The organism is Clostridium sp. CTA-7 (genome assembly GCF_054768095.1).
This window is the reverse complement of sequence record NZ_BAAAAV010000002.1, coordinates 125,992-145,506: the sequence shown is the minus strand read 5'-3', so window position 1 is coordinate 145,506 and position 19,515 is coordinate 125,992. Positions and strand designations below refer to the sequence as shown.

At 28.2% G+C, this 19,515-nt stretch carries 15 protein-coding genes and 1 riboswitch; of the genes, 1 reads left to right on the top strand and 14 read right to left on the bottom strand.

What is annotated here, in order from left to right:
- Positions 1–8: 8 nt before the first annotated feature.
- A complete protein-coding gene (locus ACYUEX_RS03690) occupies positions 9–470 on the bottom strand; it encodes a hypothetical protein (RefSeq protein WP_411168890.1) in 462 nt (153 codons plus the stop codon).
- A 223-nt stretch (positions 471–693) separates the two neighbouring features.
- On the opposite strand from ACYUEX_RS03690, the gene ACYUEX_RS03685 reads away from it, so the two are divergent.
- The gene (locus ACYUEX_RS03685; RefSeq protein ID WP_460286616.1) at positions 694–2,454 is read left to right on the top strand and encodes an ATP-dependent metallopeptidase FtsH/Yme1/Tma family protein; all 1,761 of its coding nucleotides are present in this window, start codon (positions 694–696) and stop codon (positions 2,452–2,454) included.
- A gap of 44 nt (positions 2,455–2,498) precedes the next feature.
- Here the strand turns inward: ACYUEX_RS03685 and ACYUEX_RS03680 are convergent, their stop codons facing one another.
- The 13 genes from ACYUEX_RS03680 to ACYUEX_RS03620 form a co-directional block, all read right to left on the bottom strand.
- Positions 2,499–2,966: a hypothetical protein gene (locus tag ACYUEX_RS03680; RefSeq protein ID WP_460286615.1), complete on the bottom strand. Its 468-nt coding sequence runs from the start codon at positions 2,964–2,966 to the stop codon at positions 2,499–2,501.
- Between the two features lie 194 nt (positions 2,967–3,160).
- A complete protein-coding gene (locus tag ACYUEX_RS03675) occupies positions 3,161–3,427 on the bottom strand; it encodes a hypothetical protein (RefSeq protein ID WP_460286614.1) in 267 nt (88 codons plus the stop codon).
- A 453-nt stretch (positions 3,428–3,880) separates the two neighbouring features.
- The gene (locus ACYUEX_RS03670; RefSeq protein WP_460286613.1) at positions 3,881–4,573 is read right to left on the bottom strand and encodes an N-acetylmuramoyl-L-alanine amidase family protein; all 693 of its coding nucleotides are present in this window, start codon (positions 4,571–4,573) and stop codon (positions 3,881–3,883) included.
- Between the two features lie 506 nt (positions 4,574–5,079).
- Positions 5,080–9,270, bottom strand: a complete 4,191-nt coding sequence (locus tag ACYUEX_RS03665; RefSeq protein WP_460286612.1) for a MucBP domain-containing protein — start codon at positions 9,268–9,270, stop codon at positions 5,080–5,082.
- A gap of 494 nt (positions 9,271–9,764) precedes the next feature.
- Positions 9,765–10,538, bottom strand: coding sequence for a Na-translocating system protein MpsC family protein (locus ACYUEX_RS03660; protein WP_460286611.1), 774 nt, complete (start codon positions 10,536–10,538; stop codon positions 9,765–9,767).
- A 516-nt stretch (positions 10,539–11,054) separates the two neighbouring features.
- On the bottom strand, positions 11,055–12,254 hold the full coding sequence (locus ACYUEX_RS03655; protein ID WP_460286610.1) for an alanyl-tRNA editing protein: 1,200 nt from the start codon (positions 12,252–12,254) through the stop codon (positions 11,055–11,057).
- A 189-nt stretch (positions 12,255–12,443) separates the two neighbouring features.
- On the bottom strand, positions 12,444–13,271 hold the full coding sequence (locus tag ACYUEX_RS03650; RefSeq protein ID WP_460286609.1) for a MetQ/NlpA family ABC transporter substrate-binding protein: 828 nt from the start codon (positions 13,269–13,271) through the stop codon (positions 12,444–12,446).
- Between the two features lie 137 nt (positions 13,272–13,408).
- Positions 13,409–14,044 (bottom strand): methionine ABC transporter permease, encoded by a 636-nt coding sequence (locus ACYUEX_RS03645; protein ID WP_460286608.1) that lies wholly within the window; start codon positions 14,042–14,044, stop codon positions 13,409–13,411.
- Positions 14,044–15,081, bottom strand: a complete 1,038-nt coding sequence (locus ACYUEX_RS03640) for a methionine ABC transporter ATP-binding protein (protein WP_460286607.1) — start codon at positions 15,079–15,081, stop codon at positions 14,044–14,046. The genes ACYUEX_RS03645 and ACYUEX_RS03640 overlap by 1 nt, the downstream gene beginning before the upstream one ends.
- A 95-nt stretch (positions 15,082–15,176) precedes the next feature.
- A riboswitch (SAM riboswitch) is annotated at positions 15,177–15,324 on the bottom strand.
- Positions 15,325–15,417: 93 nt separating this feature from the next.
- Entirely contained in the window at positions 15,418–15,705 is a 288-nt protein-coding gene (locus tag ACYUEX_RS03635) for a DUF503 domain-containing protein (RefSeq protein ID WP_411168901.1), read from the bottom strand.
- Between the two features lie 121 nt (positions 15,706–15,826).
- Positions 15,827–17,302 carry a 4-alpha-glucanotransferase gene (malQ, locus tag ACYUEX_RS03630; RefSeq protein WP_460286606.1) on the bottom strand — a complete coding sequence of 492 codons (1,476 nt, stop codon included), beginning with the start codon at positions 17,300–17,302 and terminating at the stop codon, positions 15,827–15,829.
- A 206-nt stretch (positions 17,303–17,508) separates the two neighbouring features.
- Entirely contained in the window at positions 17,509–18,528 is a 1,020-nt protein-coding gene (locus tag ACYUEX_RS03625) for a LacI family DNA-binding transcriptional regulator (RefSeq protein ID WP_460287051.1), read from the bottom strand.
- Positions 18,529–18,621: 93 nt separating this feature from the next.
- Positions 18,622–19,515 carry a sugar ABC transporter permease gene (locus ACYUEX_RS03620; RefSeq protein WP_460286605.1) on the bottom strand — a complete coding sequence of 298 codons (894 nt, stop codon included), beginning with the start codon at positions 19,513–19,515 and terminating at the stop codon, positions 18,622–18,624.

Sequence of the window (19,515 nt, the reverse complement as noted above, 5' to 3'; positions counted from 1 at the left end):
AAAGTCGTTTATGCATTTAAATACATATCTAAGTTTGTACCAATTATATATAAGTACTTGTCCTTAATATATACATCAGTTATTGATGTGTTTGATATATTTGATTTATTGTAACTAATACTATCACTATTTATCTTTTCTAAATTAATAATTATATTGTTTCCTTTTATATTTAAATAATCTTCTCCAAGAAGCTTTATCATGGCTTTTAAAATTATATTACTGGCCTTTTTTAAAACTCCAAAGCTTGTTATATTTAATCTATCTAGTTCTAGTATTATTTTATTATGAACAAATTCTCTTATATATAGTGTACCATTAAAACTGCTATTTATTTTAGCATTTATTCTCCCTGAAAATTTTATTCCATTAGTTATTTCTATATGGGTTACCTCTATTCCTTTTTCTTTGCATTTTAAATTAACTATTTCAATAATATCTTCTGATGTTAACGCAGTTGAGTTAATCATTTTATAAAATCTCCCCTTGCTATATTACTTATTAAAGATATTAGTCTAATTAGTCAGTTATTTTACTTAAAGTATACTCCATTTATAATGAACTTAAAAGATTTATTTTGATTTTACAAATGAACCAATACTTACATTGGAAAATTATATGATTTTAAGTAGACTAAATATTTTAAAGTGTTACAATATTCTTGAAAATTCATCTTCTATTTAGGAGGTAATGATGAACAAACTAAAGAAAAATTTAATTTGGATACCAATAGCTACTGCAATTTTCTCTACTATATTTTTAGGATATACAAGCATTGCATCTAAAGCTAACCATAATAAACAATATTCAAGCTTTTTAGAAGATATAACCCTTAATAATATTTCTAAAGTAGTAATTAATAATAATTCTAATTTAACTATATTTTTGAAAGATGGATCAAAGTATTCAACTAATAATCCTAATAGTCCTACGTTAAAAGAGGAGTTATTAAAAAACAATATAGAAGTACTAGATGCGAATGTGATGAGTCCTACTAAAACAATTTCTTCTAGCATTCTTTTAATATCAGTTATTGCAATAGTTTTTATTTCTCTAAAGAAAAAAAATCTTGGAGCATCAAGTATAACTAATTTAGATATTAAGGATTTTTCTGAAGACACTAATAATTTATTTAACTTTAATTCAGTTGCTGGCAATGAAGAAGCTAAAGAAAGCTTAATGGATATAGTTGATTTTCTTAAAAATCCTGAAAAATATAAAAATTACGGTGCAAGAATGCCTAAAGGTGTAATACTTTATGGTTCTCCAGGAACTGGTAAAACTTTACTAGCAAAAGCTGTTGCAGGTGAAGCAAATGTTCCATTTTATGCATTAAGTGGATCAGATTTTGTACAAGTTTACGTAGGGGTTGGTGCTGCTAGGATAAGAAATTTATTTAAAAAAGCAAAGTCTCAAGGTAAAGCTGTCATTTTCATAGATGAAATAGATGCAATAGGTAAAAAAAGAGGTGGCTCAAGTTCCTCTAGTGGAAATGATGAAAGAGATCAAACATTAAATGCTTTATTAACAGAAATGTCAGGCTTTAGTGAAAAGGAAGGTATAGTTGTTATTGCTGCAACTAATAGACTAGACACTCTTGACTCAGCTTTATTAAGACCCGGTAGATTTGATAGGCATATAGAAGTAGCCTTACCTGATATTAGTGCAAGAGAAAAAATAATTTCATTACACTTAGAAAATAAGCCACATGATAAACTGAACTTAAAGGATATTGCTAGAAAAACAGCTTATTTCTCTGGTGCAAAATTAGAAAATTTGATTAATGAAGCTGCAATAATTGCAGCAAAAGATAATTCAACATTATTAAGACAAGACCACATAAATAGAGCTTATTCAATTGTTCTTGCTGGTCATGAAAAAAAAGAAAGAAGTCATTATCTTGAAGAAGATAAGCTATTAACTTCTTATCATGAAGCTGGACATGCTCTTGTTTCTATATTCAAAACTCCAGAGGATAAAGTTTCAAAAATAACTATTATTCCAACTACTAAAGGAGCTGGCGGATACACATTAACTATTCCTAAAGATAGTTCTTACCAAAGGTTAGATTATCTTAAAAATAGAATTATGGTTCTTTTAGGAGGTAGAGCGGCTGAAGAAATCATATTTGGAGTTGATAAAATTTCAACTGGAGCTCAAGGTGACTTAAGCCAGACTACAGAAATAGCTATGTCTATGATCGCAGAGTATGGTATGGGTAAAACCTTAGGACTATTAAAACTTTCAAGCCTAGGTCCTCTTTCAAATAGTTATGGAAATCCAGTAGTTGAAGAATGTAGGGAACTAGTAAACTCTCTTTATGAAGAAACACTAGAATTGCTTAAATCTAATAAAAAAACTCTAAATAAATTAGCTATGAATCTTATAGAAGAAGAAACTCTTGATGAAGAAGAAATATACAAGCTTTTAATGATAGAAAAAATTAATCTATAAAATTCCTCTAAAAAAATCTACTGAAACATCAGTAGATTTTTTTACTATTCTTTATTATATATCAAATCTAAGTGTACTTGTGCAGGTAGCTTTTCTCTTAAAATATCAGTAACTTTCTCATAATCACTCTTTTTAAAACGGAAGGCTTGCTCCATAAAGCCACCAAATAATTTAACCTTTATATCTTTTCCATAAATCACCGAAACTTTTTGAATTTCACTCCATAGTATACACGGTTTATACCTGTACATTGATGTAAAACCATTCAAGGTAATCCCCTGTTTAATCCACATACTTATAAACATAAAAATACCTAATACTCCTATTATATAGTGAATCCAAGCCCTTGCATAAAAATATGTAATACCTATAAAAATAAATATACCTAGTACTACAATAGATATTTCAGTAAAGCTTTTTCTTGTCCTTACTAATAATTTCTTTATATATCTAAATTGATCAAGGGTTATAACAATAAAAATTAAAGGAATAATAACATCTATAATACTCATAATAATTTCCTTTCATAGATAATTGATTTTATTTTTTCAATAAATTCATTTTTTTCTTCTTCACCACTATTTAGTATGTAATAATTAAAATTTTTTATAATATTGATTTAGCTAAAAACTCCTTTAATTAATAATACAAAATCATTAGCTTTAATGATTTAAATAGCTAGTCTTAAGTTAAAATTGTTCATTGCTTAAAATACTTTGTTTTTATATAACTTTACCCATAACTTAATTAGAATTGATAAAATTAATGTTATGGCTAACCCCAAAATCATTTTAGCTACAATGCTATTAACTTTAACCAAAAGTATAATAAATAATATGCTTAAACAAACATAAAAAAGTGTAATAATGCCTAAAATAATTTTTCTAATTACAATATTAACTTTTTGACTGGAAATCACCTCAAAACAGCCTTCAATCAATATAGTAAATAAAAACTCAAATATTATCTCCATGAAAACTCCTCTTTAGAATATAACTCCCTTCTCAATCAATTGCAATTATTCATTAATCTAAGTTATTTTATATACAAATTATACCATGTAACATAGTCAATTTTTATAATTTCTCTAACTTAAAATTTTACACTAAAATAAAAAATTAATATTTTAATACATTTAAGAGCTATTATTTTTTTAATATTTTAATATCATGTATTTTTATTTACTCTGAATAAACTTATATAAAGAAGCTATAATTTCACGTATATCAATACAGAATTATAGCTTTTAATTTTTTAGCATACTAATTTTAAATTATAGATTAATGTCTAAAATTAAATTTAAATAAAATATATTAGAGTTAAACAAACTTATCTTAATTCAAAATTTTAATTAGATAATTAGCCTATCCAAAATTGTCACTTAATTACTTATTAGAATCAGACTAATTATTTTCTAAACTGCTACTCATTTACTTTCTTCTGGATAAGGAACAATATAAGCTTCTTTTAATCCATTCTTATTTAATTTCATTAATTCTACTTCTGCCTCTTCATAATCCTGATAATATCCTATACAAATTCTCCAGCCTTCTCTTGTAGGAGTTTTAGGTTTTTTTGGTGGAGCATCTAGTAAAACCTTATCAACCATAGCTAAACAAGCTTTGGCTACCATGTACCCGTATTTAATACTACTAAAGTTTTTTTCTATGTCTTCATTAGATATAAATTCAGCTTCTATAATAACTGCTGGCATACTTGTCTCTCTTAAAACAGTATAGCTAGCTTCTTTTATTCCTCTATCATTAGATTTTAGATTTGCAAGTAGCTCATCTTTTATAAATTTTGCTAGTTCTTCTGATTTATGGCCTTTTTCGAATATTACTATTTCACTTCCCTTTACTGACTCTTCAACAAAGGAATTCATGTGGAAGCTAATAAAGTAATCTGCATTCCAATTATTAGCTATACTTGCTCTATCTTTTGAATCTACCGTTACATCTGATGCTCTAGTCAGTAATATTATTTCTCCGTTTCTTTCTAATAATCTTTTTGCCTCATACACTGCTTCTAAAACTACGTCTGCTTCCCTTCTACCATGTTTACCTATTGCCCCTGGGTCATTGCCACCATGTCCTGCATCTAGTACCCACTTTGCCACTTCCATCCCTCCTGTTCTTCATATATAAATATGCAGATATATAAATATACAATTATTATATTAATTCTTAATTTAGTATACTGGAGATATTTAAACTTGGTTACAAAATTAATTTTTATATCTGTTGTTTTTACAAATATAAAAAAGTACTAGCTATTTACGACAATAAATTTTTTTAGTTATATCATCTTAATAAATAGTAAATTTTTTTATAATTAATTACTTAGATTCATTCATTTAGTTTAAGAAAAAATTTTTCTTAATAGAAATATTGTTAATAGCACAAAACAAACAAAACTTCTTTCTGGAAGCTCACTAATCCCAAAAAGAAATATCATTATTCAATAAAATAACAATTTCATATAATCTACTTTTATTGTATAAGTTCAATTCCTTAATACAACATGTAATACAACATGTAATACAAATTATATAAACTCTAAAACTGAAAAAAGAACCTCTATAATATATTAAATAGAATACATTATAGAGGCCTAATTATTAAATTACACTATATTTTTTTTACTTTTTCTTGAAGTTAGTCTTAATCCAGCGATTAAAAACAATGCCCCTAAAACATAATATAAAATGTAACCTTCTTCACCAGTCTTTGGCAATAAAGGTGCTTCTTCTTCAATTTTATCTTGTTGTACTATGCCTTGTGATACTTTTTGTGGCACTGTGTTTTGTGGCGCTGTACTTTGTGATATAGTTACTTTTTTTGGGGAATAGAAGTATATTACTTCTACTGTTCCATCTATATACTTTCCTTTTTCATTACTTGGTACTGCAACCAGCTCATATCCATCAATATCTTTTGCTGTTGTGAAATATTCTGTTCCTACTAAACCCTTATCTCCTATTTGTAACGCAAGTTCTTTGTTCGTTCCTTGCTCCAAATATTTTACTACTAGATTTCCTAACTTTTCAGCTGGTTCTAATGGTGTCCATGGTATTGTTTTTGTATAATAATATATTACTTCTACTGTTCCATCTATATATTGTCCTGTTGTATTTGATGGTGTGCTTACTAAAGTATATCCATCTATTACTTCTGCTTTTGTTGTATAATCTGTTCCTACTTTTTCCTTACCTGTAACCTCTGGTGCAAGTTCCTTGTTTGTTCCCTGCTCCAAGTATTTTACTACTAGATTTCCTAACCTTTCAGCTGGCTCTAACGGTGTCCATGGTATTGTTTTTGCATAATAATATATTACTTCTACTGTTCCATCTACATACTTTCCTGCTGCATTTGATGGTGTGCTTACTAAACTATATCCATCTATTGATTCTGCTGTTGTTGTATAATCTGTTCCTACTTTTTCCTTATCTGTAACCTCTGGTGCAAGTTCCTTGTTTGTTCCCTGCTCCAAGTATTTTACTACTAGATCTCCTAATTTTTCAGCTGGCAGTAGTGGTATCCATGGTATCGCTTCTGTATAATAATATATTACTTCTACAGTTCCATCTATATACTTTCCTGTTGCATTTGATGGTGTGCTTACTAAGCTATATCCATATATTATTTCTGCTTTTGTTGTATAATCTGTTCCTACTTTTTGAATATCTATAACCTCTGGTGCAAGCTCTTTGTTTGTTCCCTTCTCCAAGTATTTTACTACTAGATTTCCTAGTTTTTCTTTATATCCAAAATTTACATCATGATTCTGTGTATTAGCATCAAGCTGAATTATTGTTGAATTATCTAAAACCTTGTCCAAATCATAAGTTTGAATCAAATTATTAGGTAATGTACTTTCATCAACTTTCACTTGATAACTTCCTGAATGTAATTCGTTAAAGCTATAATAACCTTCACTATTCGTTACAGTAGATGTTATTTTATTCCCTTGTTGATCTAAAAGATTTACTGTTACATTAGGAATTCCTAATTCACCTGAATCCTTTACTCCATTACCATTTGCATCATTCCATACATAGTCGCCTATAGAACTTGAAACCACTGTTATAGGAACATCATTAGAATATACAATAGCATTTACATTTGAAACTCTACCACTAAAATTATTTGTGTATATATCTCCACCCTTATTATTAGCTGGAGCTAATTTAACTGTAACTTCTTTTGCTCCATCAGTAGAAGTAAGAGTATTTGCATGAATTTTTATAGCTGTAATGTTTTTACCTATAGCTACCTCAGGTGTATATGGTATCCATGTATTTGTATTCAATGAAGGATCTCTATTTATACTACTTTGAGGATCTGTTGTAAAATAAAAAATTTCTCCATTAGTTCCTGAAAGTTCTTTAATTGTATATCCGCCGTTAAAATTACTTGCAGGAGTTCTTGTATCTCCATTATAAGGAAGTATATCTATGAGGTTAAAATCACTAAATGCTTCTTCCTTAAACACTGCATATTTTAAGGTGTATGTTAAATCATCACCTAATTCAACAGTAGGTTCAGGTGTAAATTTACCTATACCCCAAGCACTTAAATTTACAATATTTAATCCATACTTAGAAGTCCTAAATGCTTCTGCACTGCTGTCTAATGGTGTACTAATAACCGTTTTATTCTCTAAAACCGTTGCATTTTTAACATTAAAATCAACAATGGTTTTATATAATATTGGTTCAATAGGTGCATTTATATTAACATTTATTAAAGTCCATTGAATAGTTGTGGTTCCATCTTGATTTTTAACTACGCTGTCTGGTTCTAAACTACCGCTTCCTTGAATATACGTAAGCCCCTTTGGCAATGTATCTGTTACAGTAACATTATCTACTGTAGTAACATTTGTATATCTAGAATCTGTAGTTAATGTAGGAGTTATCTTAAAAGTAACTTCCTTATTAACTTCAGAAGTCTTAATTCCAGATGGCTCTGTATCTTTTTGTATTCTAGATAATACTTCTGTTATAAATACCCTATCCCCTAAATTTCTGTTATGATTTATTGGGTCATAATTCGACATTTGCCAGTTTCCACTATTTACTTCGTCAGCTCTAACAGCCATAACTGAAGGTATTACCGTATTAATCGGATTATTTAAAGCTGCAACATTTACTCCAAACATAATATTATCAGCACCGACAGGTAGGCTTTTTCCTGGCTTTGTAATAAGCCTAACCTTATTTATAGGTCCACTTCCTGAATCTAAAGCTTCTGTAGTGCTATTATACCAAGTTGCATCTTTAGCATTGTCATTTTGTTGTATATCAAAATTATCATAGGTACCTGTTCCATATTGTACTTGTAGAATATCATCTAATCCAGGGGTACCTTTAAGTACATATGCAACACCTGGTTTACCTTGCAAATCAGTAACCTTAAGCCTGCTTGGATCTATCTTAATAAGCATTTCATAATTATTTAATGGAATATTTCCTCCATTACCGCTTGTTGCAGTCAATCCAAATACCTGTCCTGGATACACTACTCCATCACCTGATAAAATATCCATTTGAGTAGGTAAACTCCTATACTCATCTGCACTTATGGTGTACATAAGGTAATTTGCAGAAAAATTTCCTGTTCCCTCTGGTGCTCTATACACATTAAATTTAATCACATTATTATCTAAAGGTTCCGGCTGCCCCCCATAATTTTGAGTTCCACTTACTCCAGTTAAAGATAAATTTGTATATTTGTTAATTACATCGGTATAACCTACAGGAATATCATTATAATCAACCCAAAGTGATATATATCCTGCAAATATATATTTTTTATCTGCTGAAATAGCAGTACCATTTGCATTTTTTGTTGGGAAATATCTCCCCTCTTGATCTATATTGCTAATACTTATGTCTACATTTGCTCCTGGTGAGGATTGAGTAGCTGATATTGTTGGTGTTCCTGATACTGAAAATTCATCGTACTGAGTAGTATCAGTTCTCCCATTTGGTAAAGATACTAGGCATCTACCATCTCCATTAACTCCAACCGCTGGTTTACCATCAAAGTTATACAATCTTGCATTTGCTAATCCAAAATTACTCAAATCATCTGTAAAAGTTATTGTACCTGGTACAGCCTCCCCACCTTTTCCATCACCAATCGTAAGTCCAATGGCAAAGGTATAAACTTTTCCTTTTTCTCCGTTAGGCCCCAGTGCATCAAAGCTTCCATCTGTCTGTTTACTTAAGTCAACCTTCGGCAGTGCTGATACTGTAGCTGTATATGGTTGTGTAGTTTTTACATTCGCATTATCAGCACTAATTGATGCTGATACTGAAAATGTCTCTCCATTTCCTGCAGTGGTTAAAACTTTTGCAGTAGGTGAAAATGTATAAGCATTTCCCGCTGTCACATTACCAATATTATAAGTTAAAGTTCTTCCACCATCTGAAATAATAAGCCCTGGATACATATTAGTTAACTTATCTTCCCATACAGCGACGGTTTTTCCTTCAGCATTAAGTGGTATTGTACTTGTTATAACAGTATTGCTTGCTACTCCTCCTGCTGGATTTACTGAATAGTGAATCTCATAAGTAATTATGTCCATTGTTCGAACATAATTATCATTATCACTATAATCATCTCCAGGATGTAGCCCCGGTCCCATGCCCGTAGTATTGAACGGCGCAGTTCCTGTAATAGCTTTTTTTAGGTTAATTTCTAAATTTACATTTTCATTGGCCGATACACTCTTTAAGTTTAAACCCTGAACAAGTATATTCATAAAAAAAGCTAATAGAACAAATAAATTAATTTTTTTAATCATAGTAATATCCTCTCTTTATAATACTTACTACCTTTTAAAATAAATTTTTTTAATAAAAAAAGCCCATAACAAAAACTATTTCAAGTTTTGTTATGGGCTTTATAAATTACAATTTCAAAATTGTTTTAAAAAGCTAGTCCATAAAATATTAAATTTTAAATTTCAATTATAATTTATATAAAAAAAACAGCTTATAAAAATATATCTATCTTTTCTTAGCAATATAAATTATAATTCTAAACTTTAATTTTATGTTTTGATTATATCAATAAGTTAATATTTTGTAAATATTTTTTTATAAATTTTATTATATAATAAAATTTAATGAAAATTATAATTTTGTTTAACTTTTTTTAAAAAATTTGTCTATAGTAGTAATTAATTTGAAAGTAAACCTAATTAAAAAAACACTAAAAAATGCTACTATTAATCTATTAATAGTAGCATTTTTTATACTAAATATTACTTTTCAACTAAATTAAACCTTTTTTGTATTATTTAATATTAAAATTAATCTTTTCGTATTTTTCATATGGATAAATTTCGACTTTATCCATCACCACTTTTCTATCAATTAATTTTTCTAATTCCTGTTCAATAAGTAACTTTGTATTCTCATATATGACCTTTCTAATAATTTCAACGTCTTTACTATGTCTTCCTGCATTAAGTAAACTTTCTTCAATTAATGTTAAATTTTCTTTTGAAACAATTTCTATTACTTTTCCTTTTATAAAAACCTGTATGGTTTTAGCTCCTTTTCCAGTAACGCTTTTTAAATATTTGGAATATATATTCCTTATATCTAACTCCAACTTATCTTTATTTTCCTTTGAAACAATAAGTTCCTCATTTATTACAAGAACACCGTGATTCTCCTCTAATAATTGAACTGAAATACTTAATAATGTTTTCAATAGGATATTCAAGTCTATTGGTTTTACTAAATATTTATCTATTTTTAAATCTATACTCTTTAAAATAGTTTGTGAATCACATAATGCTGAAGTTATTATAACAGGACATTTAACTTTATTTTCTCTTATTTTTGCCATCATTTCAATTCCACTCATATCTGGAAGAACTAAATCTGTTATAATTATATCTGGATCAAATTCAGAGAATTTTTTTATACCATCATTTCCATCCACCGCTAATATAACTCTTCCTACTTGTTGTTTCAAATACTTTGAAACATAATCTCTTGTAATTGGCTCATCCTCAACATATAAAATTTTTAACGAAGATAATATATTAGAATTATTCATTACATTCCTCCTAGTATAATTTAAAGTTTTGCTAAGTCATATTAACATTGAACTCTAGATATAATAAAATATAATAGATTTGACAGAATCTAAATACTTTCCTTTGAAATTATAATAACAATAGAAAAAGTAAAATACCCCCATTATCATTATTATAAATTGTATAAGTTTTAAAAAAATGGCAATTTAAAATTATAATTTATATAACTCAACTTTCACACATCAATATTAAGGCAAAAGCTTGTACTTTTAATAAATAAAATAAAGAAACATCAACTTTGGGATAATAAAATTTCGAAAAGCATAACACTAAAAAAATTATTTATTATTAGTTTTATTATATCAAATAATGATAATGCTAGAAAGTTTAATTTAGCAATGTCTCTTCTTTAATATATTACTTATAATTCAATAATCTCACGTACATTAATAGTATTTACTATGTATATAGTAATACTATCTTAATAAAAGGAAAAGCCACTTTGAAATTTTTATATATTTCAAAGTACTTTTTAACTAAATTAACTTTTCTTTTATTTCATTATAAGCATGATTTAAAAATTCATCTACATTTATATTATCTCCAGAGCCTTGAGCTAAAAACTTATTTCCTCCACCTTTTCCATTTATAAATTTAATTAATTCTTTTAATAAATTACCCATATTCACAAAATCTATATTTTTAGAAGCTCCAAACAATACATTTACCTTATTATGATTTTTAACTGCAATTAAACTAATTACATTATCTTTATCATTTAATTTATTAAGAAGCTTTCTAACATAATTAATATCTCTTTCTTCATATATTTTCTTTAAAATTATGATTTCTCCATGTTTATTAGAATTCAAAAGTAGCTCATCTATTTCATATTGCATAAGCTCTTCATCTATTTTCTTTTTTTCCTTTATTAAATCTTCTATATTATTTTTTAAGTTTTTTATGCTATTTAATGCTTCTTCTTCACTACTACTTAAATAAACACAAATATCTCTTAATATTTTATCTTTACTCAAAGAATCTTTAATTGCTCTTTCTCCTGCTAAAAATTCTATTCTAGTATTACCTTTATTTTTTTCGTATTTTCTAATCTTTATCATTCTTAACTCTAATGTTTTGGCAGGATGTACTCCACAACAAGCATTAATATCAAGCTCTCCTATTTTAACTACTCTTATTTCATCTTCAGTATTTGGTAAGTCTCTTCTTAAGTTTAGATTTTTTAATTCATTAGCTTCAGGTGTCATAAACTCAACTAATATATTTTGCCTTATGATATCATTTGCCATTTTTTCTGCTTTTCTTATTTGATCTTCGTTTAAATAACCAACAATATCTACTGTGCTAATTTCTCTTCCTAAATGAACACTTACTGTATTTGCATTAAATAATTTAAAGAAACAACCAGAAAGTACATGCTGAGCAAAATGTTGATGCATACCATCTTCTCTTCTATTCCAATCTATTTTTCCCTTAATACATCTTTTATTAATAATTTCTTCTGAAAGAACATGATAAACTATTCCTTTTTCTTCATAGACATCAATTACAGTTTTTCCATCTATCTCTCCTAAATCACAGGATTGACCTCCACCTCCTGGAAAAAATGCTGTTTTATCTAGCGCTACATGATACTTATTATCTGTATTTTTTATAGATATAATCTCTGCTTCAAACTCCTTTATATATTGATTTTTATAATATAACTTCTCCATACTATCTCACCTATCCATTCTTTTCTTCAACAATAAAACATATCCCTTTTGATATATTTGCTATTATATCATAAAAGGATTAAATCAATTCTTCATACAAATTAAAGAGTGAGTAGTAAGGTTCTATCAAAACATTACTACTCACTCTTATCCCTTTAATACCTAACCATTAATAGTTGAATATGGAATTTAGAAAGTTGGAATTACTGTTCCATTATATTTTTCTTCTATAAATTTCTTAACTTTATCTGATGTTAAAGCTTTTGTTAAAGCTTTAATTTTTTCACTATTTTCATTCCCCTTCTTAACAGCTAATATGTTTCTATAAACCTTTGCTGCTTCTGCATCTTTATCTTCTATTGCTAATGAATCCTTAGATGGATTTAATCCTGCCTCTATAGCATAGTTACCATTTATAACAGCTAAATCTACTTCTTCTAATACTCTTGGTAGTTGAGCTGCCTCTAATTCATCAAATTTCAAGTTTTTACTATTTTCTGTTATGTCCTTAGGCGTTACTAATTCGCCTTCTTTAACTTTAATTAGTCCTTGTTTTTCTAATAGTCTTAATGCTCTTGCTTCATTTGATGGATCATTTGGAATTGCAACTCTAGCCCCATCTTTTATTTCATTTATACCTTTAACTTTTTTAGAGTATGCTGCTATTGGTTCTAAATGAACTTCTGCTGTATAAGTCAAATCTAGCTTTTTACTTTCATTTGTCTCATTTAAGTATGCAATATGTTGAAAATAGTTCGCATCTAATTCCCCTTCCGCTAAGGCTGTATTTGGCGTTACATAATCTGTAAATTCTACTATTTTTAATGTGTACCCCTCTTCTTTAAGATCTGGTACAATTTGTTCTACTATTTCCTTATGAGGAACCGGTGTAACCCCTATTGTTATTGTTTTATCTTCAGCTGCTGAGCCTGTTTCTTTTCCCTTACTTCCACAACCTACTAAGCTTATTACTAAAGCCCCTGTTAATAATAATGTTAATATTGATTTTCTTTTCATATTGAAAGCCCCCTTTTTAATGTACAATTGACATTTAAAATTAGACAATTTAAATTTCTTTAATTTTTATTTAATTAAATTTATTCTCCTATATCAATTGCTTTTATTTTTATATTTTAATTATTTTTATAACTTTATTATGATAGTTTTTTATATAAGTAATTTCCTAAAGATTGCAACACCTGTACAATTATTATTAAAATTAAAACTGTTACAATCATTACATCTGTCTGATATCTTTGATAACCATATCTTATGGCAAGATCCCCAAGTCCGCCACCACCTATGCTTCCTGCCATAGCTGAATAGCCTATTATACTAATTACAGTTAAAGTTAATCCAGAAATTATTGATGGAACAGCTTCTTTAAGCATAACCTTAAATATTAGCTGAGTATTTGATGCTCCAAAAGATTTTGCTGCTTCTACTACACCTGGATCTACTTCTTTTAAGGCAGATTCTATTATTCTTGCTACAAATGGAGCAGCTGCTATAGTTAAAGGGACTATTGCACCTTGTATTCCTGTTGATTTTCCTACTATTAACCTAGTTAAAGGTACCATAAACACCATTAATATTATAAATGGAAAACTTCTTAGGATATTTATTATAGTATCTAATATTTTATAAATAAATTTATTAGGTTTTAATCCCTTTGGTGCTGTAACTATTAAAATTATCGCTGGTACGAATCCTAATATTACTGAAAATACAGTTGAGAAAAATACCATTATAATTGTTTCTCTTAAAGCCTTTAATAGCATATCTAACATTAATTAAGCACCTCCAATATTACATTTTTCTTTTCTAAATAATTTATTACCCTTTCCTTATCTTCCTCTTCTATGTTTATTACTAAACTTCCAAGTACATCATCTCTAAACTTTTCTAATTTGCCCCAAACTATTGAAAAGTCTATATTTAGCTCTCTTGACATTTTCGTGATAAGCGCATTTTCTGATGATGTGCTTGGAAAAAATAATTTTATGTTTATTCCTATTGCTGGTAGTAGTTCTTCATCCTGTTCACCTAAAAACTTCTTAAGCGATACTCCTGGTTTTAAGAATAAGTCTTCTGAATTGCCTTGTACTTTTAAAATACCCCCTTCTATTAATGCAACTTTTTCACAAACCTCTTTAACTACTTCCATTTGGTGGGTAACAATAACTATTGTAATTCCTAACTCTTTATTTATCTTTGAAAGAAGTTCTAATATATCCTTTGTGATCTTAGGATCTAATGCTGATGTAGCTTCATCACAAAGTAAAATTTTAGGCTCTAATGCTAAAGCTCGTGCTATAGCCACTCTTTGCTTTTGGCCTCCACTTAAATTAGATGGTTTTGCATCTGCTTTTTCTGAAAGTCCAACTAACTTTAAAAGTTCAGTTACTCTATTATATATTTTTTCTTTTCTAAATTTTTTGTAACTACAAAAACTCTCCCCTTTTCCCTTGCATTTTTCTTTGTATTCCTTATACTCTTCTTCATAGCCCCAAACCTCTAGTGGTAATGCTACATTTTCAAATACATTTTTTCTATTTAATAAATTGAACCCTTGAAATATCATACCAAGATCTTTTCTAAATTCCCTAAGCTCAATTCCACTTAAATCTTTAACCTCTTTACCCATTACTGTAAGAGATCCATCTTCATAACTTTCTAGCCCATTTATACATCTTAATAAAGTTGATTTCCCTGCCCCACTATGTCCTATAATTCCATACACTTGTCCTTCTTCTATCTTAAGCGAAACATTCTTTATAACTTCTACTTTGTCAAAGCTTTTACTTAAGTTATTAATTTCTATCACAATTGATTCCCCCTTTAAAGAAACTTAAAGTAAAACAAAAAACGCACTAGAGAATAAATCTCTAGTGCGTATAATTACTCACATACTAATTTATTCTCTCATCTATCAGCTTAAAGCTGCAGGATTTAGCACCAAACTTAATAGAATATAGTTTTAGTCCAACATTAATTAGACTTATCTTATAATCCTATTACAGGTTGCTGGGTTTCACAGGGCCAGTCCCTCCACCACTCTTGATAAGAAACGTAATCAAAATATTTAATTTTTATATTGATATTAATATACGATTATTAATTATATTTGTCAACAACATTTTAAAATTTATTTTTATAAATTTTAAAACATTATTACTTCTTTATCTATTTTTATAAGCTCTGCATCTGTATTTTCTTCTATAAAATTTATTATATTTTCCATAGTAGAATCTACTTGAGCATTAGTTGCACATATTCCTGAAATTCCAATTACAATACTTTGATGAATATCTTGATCGCTTATCTCACTTACAGAAATATTGAATTTATTTTTTAACTTTTGAGTTATACTTCTAACCACCATTCTCTTTTCTTTTAAAGAGTGTACCCAACTTGCTCTTAAATTTATACTCATTACTAGGACTCTCATTTTAAATCACCTCTTTAAATATTATGTACCTTAATATTATTATAAATAAAGCTCATGGAGAATATTCTCCATGAGCTTTATTTATAACTTTTATCCGGGATTTATTTATAATTTAATTAAATTATCTACCATATAATCTAGTTAATTCAAATATTTCCTCTGCTAATTTATCGTTTAAATCTTTTTTTGAAGCTCTCCAAGTCCAATTGCCACCTAATGTAGAAGGTAAATTCATTCTAGCTTCATTACCTAATCCTAAAAAATCTTGCATTGTGGTTATTGCTAAATAAGCTTGACTTCCCCAAACTCCTCTTATTAATCCTCTTGATATTCCTTCCTCATAAGTTAAATTTAAATATTTTTTAGCTTTTTCTATTTCATTTTTACTTCCAGTTACATTATACCATCCACAATTTGTATCGTTATCATGTGTGCCTGTGTAAGCCACACAATTAGCATGATAATTATGTGGTAAGTCTACACTATCTTCTCCGCCAAATCCAAACTGTAAAATTTTCATTCCAGGAAATCCTGTTTTATCTCTAAGCTCTATTACGTCATCTGTCATCATTCCCAAATCTTCTGCTATTATATTCACGTCTCCAAGATTATCTTTTATAGCATTAAATAATTTAATTCCAGGCCCTTTTGTCCATTGCCCAAATTCTGCTGTTTTGTTTCCATATGGTATTTCCCAATATGCTTCAAACCCTCTAAAATGGTCTATTCTTACTACATCATATAATTTAAAACTTTCTCTAACTCTATCAATCCACCAACCATATCCATCTCTATCTAAATTATCCCAGTTATAAATAGGATTTCCCCATAGTTGGCCAGTAGCTGAAAAAGTATCCGGAGGACAACCTGCAACAGTTATTGGAATCATATTTTCATCGACTTTAAAATACTTAGGATTGCTCCAAATATCTGCACTATCTTCTGAAACATATATTGGAATATCTCCTATTATTTTTATTCCATTTTCATTAGCATATTTCTTCAAACTATACCATTGTTTAAAAAACATATATTGTACAAATACCCAATAATCAATTTCATCTTTTAACATTTTTTTATAATAATTTATGGCTTCATCTTTTCTTAATCTTATATCATCATCCCACTTTTGCCAACTAACTAAGTTAAAATGATTTTTCACAGCCATATATAGAGAATAATCATTTAACCAAAACTTATTTTTTTCTTTGAAATCCTCTATATCATTATTAAATTTATTCTTTGAATTATGGTATGCTTTTTTTAGTATTTTATTTTTATTTACAAATAACTTAGCATAATCTACACAATTTTCATCTAAGCCATAATCTAAATTAGAATAATCTTCTTCTTCTAATAACCCCTCTTCTTCTAATATTTCGAAATCTATAAAATATGGATTACCTGCAAATGCTGAAAAGCATTGATATGGTGAGTCACCATAACTAGTTTGTCCTAAAGGTAGTATCTGCCAATACTTTTGTCTACTTTTCTTTAAAAAATCTACAAAGGCAAAGGCTTCTATTCCAAATGTTCCTATTCCATATTTTCCTGGTAGTGATGAAATATGCATTAATATTCCACTACTTCTTTCCATAAATTTTACCTCATTTCTCATAAAGCCTATTCTATATTATAATTACTATGTTCGTGAAGGTTATTTGATAATAGGTTTATTACTTTCATAAGAGATTTTTTATAAATATTAGTGAGAGTTTTAAATAATACATTTTAAATCTATATTATTTATATTAACCAACTCATAACATCAAAGGTATTACTATATGAGTTGACTAAATATTTCTATCTATTCACATTAAAGTTAGTTGATTCCCTTTGTACAAGTTCAGTATTAAGCATTATGTGCTTGTTATCTGTTTTATTTACTATTAGGTCTAACAATAAATCAACGCTTATTTTTGCCATCTCTACTTTAGGTTGTACAACTGTTGTAATTGTAGGATTATAGAATTCGCTAATATCCATCCCATCAAACCCTATTATTGAAATATCTTTACCTACTTCTAAGCCATTATCTTTTATAGCTTTTGCACACCCTACAGCCATTATGTCTGATATAGCAAATATAGCTGTTATATCTTTATTATATTTTAATAAACTATTAGTTTTTTCGTATGCTCCTCTATAATCATAGTGTCCTAAAACTCTATAACCTTCATTAAACTTAATACTATTTTCATTTAATGCTTTTAAATAACCAGCTTCTCTTAGATATCCAATTCCAAAGTCATTTTCATCACCTAGCATTATAGCTATGTTCCTATGTCCACACTCTATTAGATATTTAGTAGCAGAATAAGCTGCCTCCTCGTTGTCTATGGACACTGAAGAAAAATTTGAAAACTCTTTCCCATATTTATGATTTATAGAAGTTAATACTACAGGTGCATCAATATCATTAAAATCATCATTTTTTACTTCTGTAAAGTTTCCACCTAAACAAATTACACCTTGTAATCTCTTTTCTTTTATCATAGATATTAGGTTATTCATTTCATCATCACTTAAGTAATCATGATGTTCTAATATCATAGAGTATCCAGCCTTAGAAATCCTTTTACTTATATAATCTAACATTTCTGAAAAGAATGGATTAAAAACTCCTTTTATTAAGACTCCAATGTTATTTGTATTATTTTTTTTAAGATTTCTTGCACTATTGTTCGGTATATAATTATTTTCTCTTATTGCTTCTAATACTCGTTCTCTAGTTTGTTCCTTTACATCTGGATGATCATTAATTACTCTTGATACTGTACTAACCCCTACCCCTGCTATTCTTGCAATATCTCTTATGTTTATCATAACTCCCTCCAAGTTTCGATAAAGTATTCGATATAAACTTCATTATTATTCAATTTTTTGTACCATAACACTTAAGTTAAGATTACTTTCTTACTCTTTTACTGATCCTGAAACTAACCCTGATGCTATATATTTTTGTAAAAGCATAAATATTACTACTATTGGTAAAGCCGCCATTACTGCTGCTGATGAATACATTGTCCAATTTGCAGAAAATTGATCTTTAATGAACTTTTGAAGTCCTGTTACTATAGTTTGTACTTCTGCATTTTTTAATATTGCTGAAGTAAACATAAATTCACTATAAGCTCCTATAAAGGCAAATAAGAATATAACTATTAACATATTTCTAAGTAATGGTAATATTATTACAGTAAATACCTTCCATGTTGATGCACCATCTATATAAGCAGCTTCAACTAACTCCTCTGGAATTCCATCTACCGCTCCTTTTAAAAGCCATATATTATAAGCACTTCCACCTGCTAGTATTAATATTAATACCCATGGTTTGTTTGTTAAATTTAATGTGAAAACTATCCCCATTATTGCTGGTAACGCCATAGTTGCTGGGAACATTTGAAGTATTAATAAACTCATTAATCCATTTTTTCTTCCCCAAAATCTTAATTTTGAAAAAGCAAATGCTGCTGGTACAGATAATAGTAATTGAACTGTTGCTACTATTGTACAAATTATTAGTGAATTTTTTAGCCATAATAAGAAGTTTGTTTTTTCAAATACTTTTCTATAATTTTCCAAACTCCATTCCATTGGAAAGAAAGTTGTTTGAGTAAACGCTTGTCCTTTAGCCATTGAAGAAGAAATTACAGCTACTATAGGAACTAATGTTATTGCTATCATTATCCATATAAAAATTCTACCAAGCCAAGCTGTTCTAATTTCATCAGGTCTTAATTTCTTTTTATATCTTACCTTTTTTTGTTTTGTTGAAATACTCTTTAAATTTACCTCTGTTTGCAT